The sequence below is a fragment of the Pseudomonas sp. CCNWLW23 genome (assembly GCF_037095675.1).
GTDB classification, from domain to species: Bacteria; Pseudomonadota; Gammaproteobacteria; order Pseudomonadales; family Pseudomonadaceae; genus Aquipseudomonas; species Aquipseudomonas atacamensis.
This window is the reverse complement of sequence record NZ_JBAWKM010000010.1, coordinates 132081-145517: the sequence shown is the minus strand read 5'-3', so window position 1 is coordinate 145517 and position 13437 is coordinate 132081. Positions and strand designations below refer to the sequence as shown.

Annotated in this window: 9 protein-coding genes; 5 read left to right on the top strand and 4 right to left on the bottom strand. The window is 62.2% G+C overall.

Annotated elements, in window-relative coordinates:
- Positions 1–98 precede the first annotated feature (98 nt).
- From dxs to V8J63_RS14945, 4 genes are all read right to left on the bottom strand, one after another.
- On the bottom strand, positions 99–1997 hold the full coding sequence (gene dxs, locus V8J63_RS14960; protein ID WP_130927822.1) for a 1-deoxy-D-xylulose-5-phosphate synthase: 1899 nt from the start codon (positions 1995–1997) through the stop codon (positions 99–101).
- A 91-nt stretch (positions 1998–2088) separates the two neighbouring features.
- Complete coding sequence (gene ispA / locus V8J63_RS14955) at positions 2089–2976, bottom strand: (2E,6E)-farnesyl diphosphate synthase (RefSeq protein ID WP_336464250.1); 888 nt, start codon at positions 2974–2976, stop codon at positions 2089–2091.
- Positions 2973–3215 (bottom strand): exodeoxyribonuclease VII small subunit, encoded by a 243-nt coding sequence (locus V8J63_RS14950; protein ID WP_016772991.1) that lies wholly within the window; start codon positions 3213–3215, stop codon positions 2973–2975. The genes ispA and V8J63_RS14950 overlap by 4 nt, the downstream gene beginning before the upstream one ends.
- Positions 3216–3320: 105 nt before the next feature.
- Positions 3321–4454 carry a Fic family protein gene (locus V8J63_RS14945; protein ID WP_136494094.1) on the bottom strand — a complete coding sequence of 378 codons (1134 nt, stop codon included), beginning with the start codon at positions 4452–4454 and terminating at the stop codon, positions 3321–3323.
- Between the two features lie 278 nt (positions 4455–4732).
- Between V8J63_RS14945 and V8J63_RS14940 the strand changes: the two genes are divergently transcribed.
- The 5 genes from V8J63_RS14940 to V8J63_RS14920 all read left to right on the top strand — a co-directional run.
- Positions 4733–5524, top strand: coding sequence for a YfaP family protein (locus V8J63_RS14940; protein ID WP_024014479.1), 792 nt, complete (start codon positions 4733–4735; stop codon positions 5522–5524).
- A 35-nt stretch (positions 5525–5559) separates the two neighbouring features.
- Positions 5560–7272 (top strand): DUF2138 domain-containing protein, encoded by a 1713-nt coding sequence (locus V8J63_RS14935; RefSeq protein ID WP_336464249.1) that lies wholly within the window; start codon positions 5560–5562, stop codon positions 7270–7272.
- A complete protein-coding gene (locus V8J63_RS14930; RefSeq protein WP_038860946.1) occupies positions 7257–7907 on the top strand; it encodes a DUF1175 domain-containing protein in 651 nt (216 codons plus the stop codon). The genes V8J63_RS14935 and V8J63_RS14930 overlap by 16 nt, the downstream gene beginning before the upstream one ends.
- A complete protein-coding gene (locus V8J63_RS14925) occupies positions 7904–12478 on the top strand; it encodes an alpha-2-macroglobulin family protein (RefSeq protein ID WP_336464248.1) in 4575 nt (1524 codons plus the stop codon). The genes V8J63_RS14930 and V8J63_RS14925 overlap by 4 nt, the downstream gene beginning before the upstream one ends.
- A 1-nt stretch (position 12479) precedes the next feature.
- A partial coding sequence (locus V8J63_RS14920; protein ID WP_336464247.1) for a DUF2300 domain-containing protein occupies positions 12480–13437 on the top strand: 958 nt, incomplete at its 3' end.

Sequence of the window (13437 nt, the reverse complement as noted above, 5' to 3'; positions counted from 1 at the left end):
GGGAGCGAGCCTGCTCGCGAAGGCGGTGTATCAGTCAGTTCGTCTTTGACTGACAGTCCGCTTTCGCGAGCAGGCTCGCTCCCACAAGGGTATTGCGTTTATTGGGCGAGCAATGCCAGGCGCTGGCGAATCGACGCTTCGATCCCGGCCTCATCCAGCCCGCACTCGGCAAGCATCTGTGCCGGTTTCGCATGCTCGACGTAAATGTCCGGCAAGCCCAGATGCAGCATCGACTTGAGGATGTTTTCGCGGGCGAGAAACTCGCTGACCGCGCCACCGGCGCCGCCCATGATCGCGTTCTCTTCGATGGTCACCAGCAACTCGTGGCTAGCGGCGATCTCGCGCACCAGCGCTTCATCCAGCGGTTTGACGAAACGCATGTCGACCACGGTGGCATCGAGTTTCTCGGCGACTTTCAAGGCTTCGCTCAGTTGCACGCCGAACACCAGCATGGCGACCTTGCTGCCCTGACGACGGACAATGCCCTTGCCGATTTCGATCGCTTCGAGATCTTTTTCGATGACTGCATTCGGCCCGCTGCCGCGTGGGTAACGCACTGCCGCCGGGCCGTTGTAGAGGTGGCCGGTGGTGAGCATCTTGCGCAGTTCGTTTTCATCGCTCGGGGTCATGATGAGCATGCCCGGGATGCAGCGCAGGTACGACAGGTCGTAGCTGCCAGCGTGGGTCGGGCCGTCTTCGCCGACCAGGCCGGCACGGTCGATGGCGAACAGCACGTCGAGGTTCTGCACGGCGACATCGTGTACCAGTTGGTCGTAACCGCGTTGCAGGAATGTCGAATAGATCGCCACCACCGGTTTCGCGCCTTCGCAGGCCATGCCGGCGGCGAACGTTACCGCGTGCTGCTCAGCAATCGCCACGTCGAAATAACGCTCGGGGAAGCGCTCGCTGAACGCCACCAGATCCGAGCCTTCCTTCATCGCCGGGGTAATTCCGACCAGACGAGCGTCAGCCGCCGCCATGTCACACAGCCACTCGCCAAACACCGCCGAATACTTCGGCCCGCTGACGGCTTTCGGCGCAGCGGCGGGAGCGTCCAGAGGTTCGAGTTTGGTGATGGCGTGGTAACCGATCGGGTCGACTTCCGCCGGGGCGAAGCCTTTGCCTTTCTTGGTGACGATGTGCAGGAACTGCGGGCCTTTGAGATCGCGCATGTTGCGCAGCGTGGCGATCAGGGTCGGCAGATCGTGGCCGTCGATCGGGCCGATGTAATTCCAGCCCAGCTCTTCGAACAGGGTGCCAGGGACCAGCATGCCCTTGGCATATTCTTCGGTGCGACGGGCGATTTCCCACGCACCGGGCAGGCGCGAAAGGACTTTCTTGCTGCCCTCGCGCATGCTCGCGTAGGTGCGGCTGGACAGGATCTTCGCCAGATAATTCGACAACCCGCCGACGTTGCGCGAGATCGACATGTCGTTGTCGTTGAGGATCACCAGCATGTTGGCGTTGACTTCCGGCGCATGGTTGAGCGCCTCGAAAGCCATGCCGGCGGTCAGCGCGCCGTCGCCGATCACGGCGATAGCCTTGCGGTCGCTGTCCTGCAGACGGGCGGCAATGGCCATGCCCAGCGCAGCGCTGATCGAGGTGCTGGAGTGGCCGACGCCGAAGGTGTCGTACTCGCTCTCGGAGCGGCGCGGGAACGCGGCAATGCCGTCCTTCTGACGCAGGCTGGCCATGCGCTCGCGGCGACCGGTGAGGATCTTGTGCGGATACGCCTGATGCCCGACGTCCCACAGCAGACGGTCGTCCGGGGTGTCGAAAACGTAATGCAGCGCGATGGTCAGCTCGATCACGCCCAGGCCGGCACCGAAATGCCCACCGGTCTGGCCGACCGTGTAGAGCAATTCCAGGCGCAACTCATCGGCCAGGGTTTCCAGCTCGGCTTCGCCTAACCGGCGCAGGCCGTCCGGCGTGTTCGCGCGGTCGAGCAGGGGCGTGGTCGGGCGCTTGCGGGGAATCTCATGAAACGTCGTGGGCATCAGGCGAATCGTTATAGGTATAAAAGATGCGGCAGTTTACCTGATGCATCGCCCCCTGCCCACGCGTTGGTCTTTTTTGGCCGATACGCCGTCAGTTGCGTCGCTCGACGATATACCGCGCCAGCTCGCGCAACGGCTCGGCGGCCGCGTCAAACGGTCGCAGCGCCTGCAGAGCCTGATCGCGCAGTTCCAGAGCGTAGGCCTTGGCGGCGTCGAGGCCGAGCAGCGCCGGGTAGGTTGGCTTGTCGCGGGCAATGTCGGCGCCCTGCCGTTTGCCGAGGGTCGCGGTATCGCTTTCCACGTCGAGGATGTCGTCCTGCACCTGAAAGGCCAGGCCGATGGCCTGTGCATAAGTCTGCAACGCCTGAAGCTGATCAGGCTGGGCGCGGCCGCTGGCCAGGGCGCCGAGCTTGACGCTGACCTCAATCAGCGCGCCGGTCTTGTGCCGGTGCATTTGTTCGAGGGCTGTTTGATCGAGCTTGAGACCGACCGAACCCAGATCGATGGCTTGGCCGCCGACCATGCCCGCCGGACCGGCTGCATGGGCCAGCGCAGTGACCATCTGCAGACGGATTTCGCTGCTGCAATCGCTCAGGCGCGGGTCGAGCAGGGCGCTGAAGGCCAGGCTCTGCAAGCCGTCACCGGCGAGGATCGCGCAGGCTTCGTCGAATTTCTTGTGGGTCGTCGGCTGGCCGCGACGCAGATCGTCATCGTCCATCGCCGGCAAATCGTCGTGCACCAGCGAGTAGGCGTGGATCAACTCGACCGCACACGCCGCGCCGCTGGCCTGTTCAGCCTTTGCGCCGAGGGCTTCGCACGCGGCGTAAGCCAGCAACGGGCGCACGCGCTTGCCGCCGTTCATCACGCTGTAGCGCATCGCTTCGTAGAGCCGCTCCAGTTCCGGCAGCGGCGCGTTGAACAGCGTTTCCAGCGCCGCGTTGACCCGGGCCTGACTGCTCGCCGAATACGCCGCGATCATTCTGGCTCATCCGCGTCGAAGGGTTCCTCGGCGAGCTCGCCATCACGCTCCAGCAGCACCTGCACTTTCTGCTCGGCCTGGGCCAGCGCCGCCTGGCAGTCACGGGTCAGGCCGATGCCCTGCTCGAAAGCGGTCAGCGAGTCTTCCAGCGACAATTCACCGTTCTCCAGACGCTCGACCAGTGTTTGCAGGTCGGCGAGGGATTGTTCGAAATCCAGTGCAGCTTTTTTGCGGGCCATGGCGGCAAATTCCGGTAGACGTTAAACCGGCGCGACACTAGCAGATAGGGGGGGTATGGGCAAATGAGCGGGCCGTCGCTAGGCCCCTCCATAACGGTCGGCGAGTCAATCCGGATAGTTGATTTTGTAACGCGTACTGCGTCCGCCGCCCGGCAGGCGTTGCAGGCAGCCCTTGTCCAGCAACTCCGCCAGATGCCGCGTTGCGGTGGCTTTGGAAACTTTCGCAACCGCTTGATATTGCCCTGCGCTGAGGCCCTGTTCGAAACCGCGCTCACCGCCATCGAGCAAGCGATTGAGCACTTTGATCTGCTCCGCTGAAAGGTCGGATTCGCGGTGCGCCTGCCAGAAGCGAGTCTTGCCCAACACCGAATCTATCCGGGTGATGGCTTGCTGCAGGCTGCGCAGCAGTGTCTGCAAAAACCAGGTCAGCCATTCGGTGATATCGAGCGTGGCCTTTTGGCTCGACTCCAGAATCCGGTAATAACCGGCGCGATCCTCGAGAATGCTTGCGGACATCGCGTAGAAGCGGATCGCCTGCGCTTCGCCTTGCGCCAGCGCCAGATCGGTGATTGTGCGGGTCAGACGACCGTTGCCGTCGTCGAAAGGGTGCAGAGTGACAAACCAGAAATGCGCGATGCCTGCGCGTAACAGCGGATCCAGCGAAACCTGATCGCGGCTGGCTTCGAACCAGCTCAAAAAACGCTCAATTTGCTGTTCCAGCCCTTGGCGCGGTGGCGCCTCAAAGTGAACCGTTGGCCGGTCGAGCCGACCGGACACCACCTGCATCGGTTCGTCGCCGCGCAAGGTACCGACGAGTATTGGCCGCGCGCTGGACATCGCTTCCTCGGCGGGGAAAAGCCAGGTGTGCCATTCCAGCAATCGGGCCAGGGTCAGCGGCTCGTCGAAGCCATGGGTGGCATCGAGCATCAATTGCGCCAAGCCCTCGCTACGCTGGCTGACGCTATCGCGATCAACCCATTCCAGACCCAAGCGCCGGGCCAGAGAAGAACGCACGGAGCCGACATTCAGTTGCTCACCTTCGATGGCGGAGGAGGTGACGATGTTCTGAAGCAACGCATCGAGCTCGCTCTGTGCGCTCATCGAATCGCCCACTGAGCCGGCCATTCCCAAGAGTCGGCCCTGCGTCTGCACGCACTCGCGCAGCAGCGGGGCGAGGCGCTCTGCTTGCCAGTTGAAGTCGGGCCAATCCGGTTGTTGCCAGATCCAGTGCGCGGTCATTGATCACCTGTCGTAGAAGCGTGAGCCGAATAAAAATGCTATTCGGCTCATTTGGTGAGCCGAATATGCCGGCTATTCGGCTCATCGTCTACCCGGATGGCGCGATTCCTACAGCAATCACACATGTATCCGATTGTTAAAAAACTGCCGAATCGCTACTCTTCGCGGCTTCTACGGCCCCGACAGTTGCGGGGCATTCAGACGAAACGCAGTTCACCGCTGTGAAGTACCGAGGATCGGGTGCAAGGTTTCGTTCAAGGCATGGCAGGAGGCGTCACATGCGTTCATTTCTTTTGCTGCTGATCGGCCTCGCCTGCGCGCCTGCGCTGTGGGCCGCGCCGACTGCGCAGTTGTCCGAGCCGGTCGGCGGCTGGCGTTATCACGGCCTGCTCGATCGTTCGGAAAATCCGCAGGTCGCCTACCCGACGCCGCCGATCGATCGCGGCATTCAGCGCAATCGCACGATGATCCAGGGCCAGCTCAAAGCCCTCGGCCACATGCGTCCGCCGCACAGCCTCGCCGTCAACGGCAATCCATTGAATCTGTACACCGATGATCAGGGACGTTTTGCCCGGCCCTACGCATTTGGCGCCGGTTCCAACAGCGTCGAAGTGATCAGCGCCGAAGGCCAGTCGCTCAAGCGCGTGCAATTTTATGAAGCAAATAATCTGCGCACGCCGGCGAAGATTCGTCTTGTCTTGGGATGGGACGACCCGAAAGCCGAGCTGGATCTGCATATTGTCACCCCCGACGGTCAGCATGCCTTTTGGGCACGGCCGGCGCTGAGCAATGGCGGCGGCCTCGACCCGGATGGTGTCGACGGCCCCGGCCCGGAAATGTTCACCATGACCGCGCCGCTGCACGGCACGTATCTGGTCTACGTCAACTATTGGGGCAACTACGGCGATGGTGGCTATAACTTCGAGGAAACCAGTAATCAGAACGAGGTGATCACCTCGCAGATCACCCTGGTGCTCAACGAAAACACCGTCGACGAAAAACGCGAAACCTTCATCGTGCCCCTGCGGGCGATCGGTGATTTGTTGCTGGTCAAGACTTTCAACTATTAAGCATCCCGCCACGGATGAACTCGGATGTTGTGAACATGAGCGATAACACTGTGACTCCAGCTGCCGCGACACCGGCGGCCAAACCTTCGCGGCGCTGGCCGCTGGTCGTGCTCGGCCTGTGCCTGGTGGCCGGTGTGGCGGGCGGTTTCGGCTGGCTGCTGCTCAAGCCCAAAGCGCCGCCGGCGACACTTGCCAGTGACAAGCTCGGCCTCGGCCGTCCAGACGCCTTGCTCGAAACTCGCTCGCTGAGCCAGTTGCCCAAGGACCTCCTGACGGTGCCGTTTCTCAAGGCCACGCTCACCGAGGATTTCGTCTTCTATTACGAAACTCACGCCGACCGCCTCGGCCTGATCGGCAGCCTGCGCCGGATCATCTACGAGCATGACCTGAAGTTGCAGGACAGCCTGATCGAGCAGCTTTTCGATCAACCGGCCGATGTTGCGCTGTGGCGTGGCGCCGATGGCCGCTTGAAGGATTTCCTGCTGGTGATGGATCGCGGCGGATTGGCCAAGCTTCTCCAGCCGTTGGCGAAAGTGGCGCTGGATGACACTCAGCTCAGCATCTTCGGCACTCTCAAAGTCGGCGGCGATGACGTGCCGCTGTATCAACTCAGCTACAACGCCAGCAAATCACTGCTGTTCGCGTCGCGCGGCGACAAACTGGTGGTGTTGTCCAATCCAGCCAAGTACTACGACCCCGAGAGCGGCGTCTCGGAAGAGTCGGGCCGAGTTTCCGCGCAAGCGCTGGCGGCGTTACTCAACGGTGAAAAGCTCTTCCCCGAAGCGTTCGGCTTGCCAGCGAAAAAACCGGAAACCAAGCAGCGTCTGTCGGTCAATTCCAGCGTGCTCGCGATGGGCTATCAGCGCTTCATCCCGAATTTCGCCGGGCTGCGTTTCGACATGGACGACAAGGGCTGGCACAGCTATCTGGCCATGGATGAACTGGAAAACCAGCCGGACTTCGATTTCAAACCGGTCTGGCAGGCGATGCCGTTGGGGGCGAGCGCTTGCGTGACCCTGCCGGTGGCGGCCGAGCCGCAGAAACCGATATTGATCAAGCTCGGTGCCGATGAAGCTGTTGCGCAAACGCTGACCGAACACGTCGCTGGCGCGGCCGGCCTGTGCTGGTACGCCGATTCGCGGTTATACACACCGTTGCTGGTCGCCAGCCTCAAAGACGAAGACAGCAGCAAGCTTGACGGTGATCTGGGCAAGTTGTTCGGTTCGATGGTCGGCGCGTTCGAAGCCAATGTCGCCGAAAGCGTATTCCCGGTGATCGACAAGCAGGAAGGCCAGAGCCACGTCTGGCAGCGTCAGGTCAGTTCCAGTTTCGGTCCGTACGCGGCGAAGACCGCTGAAAACCCGGAGGCGATTTCCGGCAAGGCGTTCATGAAAGTCAGCCTTGCCCGTCATGGCTCGACGCTGCTGTTCTCCCTCGACGACAAACTCGTCGACAAAGCCCTCGGCACTCTCGACAAGCGCTTCCCGCCGATGGCCGACGTTTTGCCAAAAGACGTACTGATGCCGATCTACTTCGGCCCGGACGCGATGGCGCAACTGATGCAGCGCGAAACCCTCGACAGCCTGCCGCAGGACATGGAGCCGGTGTTTTATAACGCTGCGCAAACCTACCTGATGCCGAAACTGCGCACCCTCGGCGGCTACGGCAAATATGCCCTGACCCTGCCCGAAGGCAGCGAGCCTGACGGCCACTGGCAATGGCTGCCGCTGGAATGGAAAGCGCTGTGAGCGCACTGATCCGCAGCCTCGGCTTGCTTGCGTTGCTGCTGAGCGCAGGCGCCCGTGCGGTTGAAGCGCCAGCGCTCGACCCGGCGCAATCCCAGGTGTTTCGCGCCTGGTTTGTGCGTATTGCTCAAGAGCAATTAAGCCAAGGTCCGAGCCCGCGCTGGTATCAGCAGGACTGCGCCGGGCTGGTGCGCTTTGCCGCCAACGAAGCGCTGAAAGTCCATGACGACAAATGGCTGCGCAGCAATGGCCTGTCCAATCGCTATCTGCCGCCGGAACTGGCGCTGAGCGACGAGCAACGCAAGCTCGCGCAACAGTGGCAGCAGGGCGGCGGCAAGGTCGGGCCGTACGTCAACGCGATCAAACTGATTCAGTTCAACAGCCATCTGGTCGGCCGCGATGTGTCGCAGGCGCGGCCCGGTGACCTGATGTTTTTCGATCAGGGCGACGACCAGCACCTGATGATCTGGATGGGCCGCTACATCGCCTATCACACCGGCACCACCACCCCCACTGACAACGGCATGCGTTCGGCAAGCCTGCAGCAACTCATGACATGGAAGGACACCCGATGGATACCCGACGCAGCCAACCCCAACTTCATCGGCGTCTATCGACTGAACTTTCTTTCCCAATGACCGGTGCCCGCATGTTGCGTATCTGTTCGCGAATTTCCTTGCTGTTGGCGTTGTTGCTGCCGTTTACCTGCGTCAACGCCGAAGACTCGGTGGAGCCGAGCAATTACACGCCGGTGGCCGGTGAGAGTTTTTTCTTGCTCGCCGATAGCAGTTTTGCCAGCGACGAGCCGGCGATGGTCCGCCTCGAAGCCCCGGGTCGTGACTACCGGCGCTTTCGCATGGAACCGTACGGCGGCGCCGACATTCGCGTGTATCGCATCGACAAGCCGCTGGATTTCCTCAAGCGCCAGAAGAACCTGCATCGCGTCGTCAGCGACGGCCAGTTCAAGGGCGAAGGTCTGTCCAACACCCTCGCCTATCTGTGGGACAACTGGTATCGCAAATCCCGGCGGGTGATGCAGCGTGCGTTCTCCTACGAGTCGCGCAAGCAGGTCACCGAAGAAGTGCCGGAGCTGAAAATGGGCGAGGCCATGGCCGCGCCGACGCCATACGACGCGCAGCCGCAATTCGCGCTGATCCCGGGTTTGCCGGTGGTCAGCCAGTTCCGTTATCCGCTGTGGCAGGCCAAGCCGATTCAGCCGCCGGCCGGGGTCAATCTGGCCGGCTCGTCCAGCGACTTTGTCAGCGTCGCACCGGGCAACGTGTACATCCCGTTGGGTAACCTGAAGCCGGGGTTGTATCTGGTTGAAGCGCTGATCGGCAAGTACCGCGCGACCACCATGGTTTTCGTCTCCAATACGGTCGCGGTGAGCAAGATTGCCGGCGATGAACTGCTGGTCTGGGCCGCGCGCAAACACGAGGGCAGCTCGGTGCCGAAGGTCAATGTGCTGTGGACCGATGGCCTCGGCGTGATGAGCAGCGGTGCTACCGATGCCGATGGTTTGCTGCGCCTGAAACACGTCAGCCCGGAGCGCTCGTTCGTCATCGGCGAGGACGAAGAGGGCGGCGTGTTCGTCTCGGAAAACTTCTATTACGACAGCGAAATCTACGACACCAAACTCTATGCCTTCACCGACCGGCCGCTGTATCGCCCGGGCGATTGGGTGTCGTTGAAAATCGTCGGTCGCGAGTTCAAGAATGCCCGGGATTCGGTTCTGCCGGGCGCGGCGGATGTCAGTGTCAGCGTGCTTGATGCCACGGGGACCGAACTGCAAACCCTCGATCTGAAGCTTGATTCGAAAGCAGGTACTCAGGGCCGTTTCCAGTTGCCGGATAACGCCGTGGCCGGTGGTTACGAGATCCGTTTCAACTACAAGGAGCAGGCCTACAGCAGTGCTTTCCGCGTTGCCGAATACATCAAGCCGCACTTCGAGATCTCGCTGAATCTGGCCAAGCAGGATTACCGCACCGGTGAGCCGGTGAAAGGCAGTCTGGTGCTGCTCTACCCGGACGGCAAACCGGTGGCCAACGCGAAATTGAGCCTGAGCCTGCGCGCCCAGCAACTGTCGATGGTCGACAACGAGCTGCAATACCTCGGGCAATTTCCGGTGGAACTGACCAGCACCGAACTGACTACCGACAGTAAAGGCAACGCGACACTGGATCTGCCAGCGGCGGAAAAACCGAGCCGCTACATGCTCACCGTGTTCGCCAGCGACGGCGCGGCGTATCGGGTCAAGACCACCAAGGAAATCCTCATCGACCGTGGCGCGGCGAGCTTCCGCTTGAGCGCGCCGCAGCGTTTCAGCGCGGTCGGTGACAAGGTTGCCTTCAGCTACGCGAATGAGGCTGGCACCGAACAGAGCAAAGCCGTAACGCCGAGCAGCTACGCCTGGGTGCGCCTGGAAGATCAGAGCACCGGCGAAGGCAAACTCGCCGCAACGGACAAAGGCTTCAGCCTCGCCTTCGAACGTCCGGGCACCTACAACCTGACGCTGAAGGATCAACACGGTCGCGTCCTCGGCGCCACCGGCCATTCGGTCACCGGCGACGGCGTGAAAGCGGTGCCGGGTACCGTGGAAATCGTCCTCGACAAGCCCGAGTACAAGGCGGGCGAAGAAGCGCTGGCGCTGATCACCTTCCCTGAGCCGGTCAGCGATGCATTGCTGTCGCTGGAGCGCGACAAGGTCGAGGCCACTGCGCTGCTGGCCAAGGGCGCTGACTGGTTGAAGCTGGAAAAACTCAGCGACACCCAATACCGCGCGCGCATTGCGGTGAAGGATAACTTCGCGCCGAACCTGACCTTCTCCGTGCTCTATACCAAGGGCGGTCAGTACAGTTTCCAGAACGCCGGGATCAAAGTGGTCGCGCCGCAAATCGACGTGGCGATCAGCACCGACAAAGCGGTGTACCTGCCGGGCGATACGGTCACGGTCGACCTGACCACGCAGTTCGCCGGCAAAGCGGTTCCGGCGCATCTGACGGTCAGCGTGGTCGACGAAATGGTCTACGCGCTGCAACCGGAAGTCGCGCCTAGCATCGACCAGTTCTTCTATCACCCGCGGCGCAACAACGTGCGCACCAGTGCCAGCCTGTCATTCATCAGCTACGACGTGGCATTGCCGGGCAGCCCCGGCGCACCGGGCAAGGCCAATCGCAGCGAGCGCGGCGTGAAAGTGCTTGAGCGTCCGCGCCGTGAAGACGTCGACACCGCTGCGTGGCAGCCGGAGTTGTTGACCGGCGCCGACGGCAAAACCCGCTTCACCTTCAAGATGCCGGACTCGCTGACCCGCTGGCGCATCACCGCGCGGGCGATTGCCGATGACGGTCAGGTCGGGCAGAAGAAGCAGTTTGTCCGTTCGGAAAAACCGCTGTACCTGAAGTGGAGCGGGCCGAGCAAATTCCGCAAGGGCGATCAGCCGCAACTGGGCGTGTTCGCTTTCAGTCAGGCAGAGAAACCGGTCAAGGCTGAACTGGTGACTCACTATGCCGGTAACGAACAACGTATGCCGGTGACTCTGAACAGCGGCATCAATTACCTGCCACTGCCGGCGTTCGCTTTGGCCTCTGGCGAGTGGACGGCGGAGCTGGTGCAGGATGGCAAAGTCGCCGATGCCCTGGCTGTGCGCTTGAGTGCCACCGGTGAAGGCTGGCAGGTCACCCAGACACAAAGCCTCGACGTGGTCAGCGGCGATACGCCATTGAGTTTGCCGGCGGATGCCACGGATATCCGCCTGCGTCTGGATGACAGTCCGCAAGCGCTGTTCCGTTCCGCCCTCGATGATCTGCTCGGCTACCCGTACGGCGGCGTCGAGCAGACCGCCAGTCGCTTGCTGCCGTTGAGCATCGCCTATCCATCGCTGGCGTCGAACCCGCAGATTCGCGATCGCTTGCGCCTGATCATGCAGAACAGCCGCCTGCGCCTGGTGCAAATGGCCGGGCCGTCGGCGAGCTTCACCTGGTGGGGCTACGACGGCGAGCCGGATGCATTTCTCACCGCCTATGCCTATTACGCCGACTGGAATGCCAGCCGCGTACTCGACCTGACCCTGCCGCCGGAGCACTGGCAGCGGGTGCTGGAGGTCTATGCCAAGCAAGCGCCGAATACACCATTGCTGCAACGGGCGCTGATTCTGTCGTTCGCCAAACAGATGCAGCTGCCAGTGAACACGCTGCTCAGCGGTTTGATCGACGATCTGGCCAAGGCCGGTGAAGGCGCTGCCGAAACCTTGCTCGACGACGGCCAGGACAGTCTGGTGATGAACGACCCGGATTCGGCACTTGGTCTGGCGACGGCACGGGTACTCACTGCATCGTTGGCCTCGCAGGCGAAAGTTGCTTTGCCGGAGGCGTTCAATCGGCAACTGGGCGCAGCGCAACAACGTCTGGCGGTCAGCTCGCAGCCCTTCGTCGAAGCGCTGAACCTGTCGCTGCAACCGTTTGATCAGGCTCGCGCCACGGCGTTGCTGCAACGGTTACTGCCGCAGCAATCGACACTGGAACGTGCACTAGCGCTGACCTGGCTGCAACGCAGCATCGCTCAGGCCTCGCCGACCATCGCGCTGATGCCGGGTGAAGGCTGGAAGAAAAACTACGGGGCCAGCGGCGAGATGTACTGGACATGGCAAGGTGCGACGCCGCTGCCGAGCGTGCTGAGCGTGTCCGGCACGCAAGAGCGACCGCTGCGTGCAGCGCTGAGCTTCCAGACGCAACAGCCGCAGGTCGATCCAATGGCCGTGACCATCACCCGGCGCCTGTCGCGTCTGGTGCCGGGCGACGAAGCGTTCACCTACAAACTCGAGCCGGTCGGCACTAAACCGTTGTCCAGCGACAGCCTGTACCTGGACGAGGTGATCCTCACCAGCAAGGCAGCGAAACCGCTGCGCTATGGCATGCTTGAAGTGCCGTTGCCACCGGGCGCGGATGTCGAGCGCACGACGTGGGGCATCAAGTTGCAGGGCAAGGACGGCACCGAACCGACCGCGCTGGAGAAGGCGCGTTTCGAACCGGGACAACTGGCATACGCGGTGCCGGTCGACGCGCTGAGTGGTGAGTTGCGCCTGCGTCATCTGGTGCGCTTCTCGCAGAAGGGCCAGTTCAACCTGCCGCCGGTACGCTTCAAGCAAGTGTATGCACCGCAGCATCAGGCCCAGGAGGCGAAAGCCGCCCTCGGTCAGGTCACGGTCAACTGACATGCGCCGGCCGCTGTTGTGGCTGCTGATGGGTGTGATGCCTGCGCTGGCGACAGCGCAGGACGAGCCGTTGCGCGTGGCCTATCAGGGCGACTTGTTGTCGTTGAGTCAGACGCAACTGACCAAGCGCGAACCGTTGCCAGCGTCGCTGGATGCGCCGCTGGGCAGTCTGTGGAAGTTGTTCGTCTACGCGTGGCTGGTGGATACCGGTGCACAGGAACCGGCGTATGAATGTCGCGGGCAGTCCAAAGAAGAAGTTTATTGCTGCTCGGCGGGCGGCAGGATAGAGCGGGATCAGGCGCTGGTGAAATCCTGCGGTCTGTATTTCGAACCGGCGCGGTTGGGCATTGCAGCGACGGATTGGCGAGCGTATTGGCAGGCGCGGCAAGCGCCGTCGTGGTTGCTGGATTTGCCAGCCGTGCAACCGGCAACAAGGGTTTCGGTTGCCGAGTTATTGAGCGTTCTGGCGTTGCTGCCAGCGCAGGAACAGATGCGCCGCGTGCTGCTCGATGTCGTGCTGAACGCGGCGGACGGCAATGTTGTCGGCGAGTTGGGCGGACGCCTGCGGGTGAAGACCTGGAGCTGGCTCGGCGACCAGGATGCACAATCGCGGCAAGGTGGATTCGCCGGCTGGAGCGCCGACGGCGCACCGATCTGGGCGGGTGGGCGCGGTACCAGTCAAATGGTTCTGCGTCACTACGGTCAGGCGCTGGCCAGCGTGTTGCCGACGGCGTGGCCAGCGGACACGGGGCGTTGTGTGGAAGTCGGGCTGTTTTCGAAATATCCGGTTTCGAAGGTTCTGGTCGGGGACCGTGTCGCCACGTCCGGGCCATTGCGCGGCGACTACCGCGTCGAATTCGCCAACGGCAATGCGCTGGACATCCACAGCGATGGCGAACTGTTTCTGCTCAACGACAAACTCGTCGCAAGACTTGATCGCGAAGAATATGTCGCTCGCG